Below are 693 nucleotides of genomic sequence, written 5' to 3' on the forward strand. Positions count from 1 at the left end.
CCTGATGGTCCACCATATTAATTTCATAGAACAATTATTTCGAGGTGTAGCGCAGTTTGGTAGCGCACGTGGTTTGGGACCATGGGGCCGGGGGTTCGAGTCCCTCCACCTCGACCATTTAAAACATGGTGGGTATAGCTCAGTTGGTTAGAGCGCCAGATTGTGGCTCTGGAGGTCGTGAGTTCGACTCTCATTATCCACCCCATAAACTTGATCCATTAGCTCAGTCGGTAGAGCACCTGACTTTTAATCAGGGTGTCCCGCGTTCGAGTCGCGGATGGATCACCATTAATTCTTTTGTGGCGACATAGCCAAGTGGTAAGGCAGTGGACTGCAACTCCTTGATCCCCAGTTCGAATCTGGGTGTCGCCTCCATAAAAGAATGCCGAAGTGGCGGAACTGGCAGACGCACAGGACTTAAAATCCTGCGGGACTTACCTCTCGTACCGGTTCGATTCCGGTCTTCGGCACCATTTTAACATTTAATATCGCGGGGTGGAGCAGTTGGCAGCTCGTTGGGCTCATAACCCAAAGGTCGCAGGTTCGAGTCCTGCCTCCGCAACCAATTAAATTTTTAAATATGGCCCATTGGTCAAGCGGTCAAGACACCGCCCTTTCACGGCGGTAACAGGGGTTCGATTCCCCTATGGGTCACCAATTAAATATGCGGGTGTAGCTCAATGGTAGAGTTCC

General features: G+C 50.9%; 7 tRNA genes. All 7 read left to right on the forward strand.

The annotated features are described in order from the left end of the window. The first annotated feature begins 40 nt into the window (after window positions 1–40). Window positions 41–117 (forward strand) — tRNA-Pro (locus ACI48P_RS22245). Window positions 118–128: 11 nt separating this feature from the next. Continuing rightward, window positions 129–205: transfer RNA gene (locus tag ACI48P_RS22250), tRNA-His, on the forward strand. A gap of 7 nt (window positions 206–212) precedes the next feature. Next, window positions 213–288 (forward strand) — tRNA-Lys (locus ACI48P_RS22255). A 13-nt stretch (window positions 289–301) separates the two neighbouring features. Then, window positions 302–375 (forward strand) — tRNA-Cys (locus ACI48P_RS22260). 9 nt (window positions 376–384) lie between these two features. Beyond that, a tRNA-Leu gene (locus ACI48P_RS22265) sits at window positions 385–473 on the forward strand. 16 nt (window positions 474–489) lie between these two features. After that, a tRNA-Met gene (locus tag ACI48P_RS22270) sits at window positions 490–565 on the forward strand. Between the two features lie 17 nt (window positions 566–582). Continuing rightward, a tRNA-Glu gene (locus ACI48P_RS22275) sits at window positions 583–657 on the forward strand. The last annotated feature ends 36 nt before the right edge of the window (window positions 658–693 follow it).

This window comes from Romboutsia sp. LXY-2, from assembly GCF_056171995.1.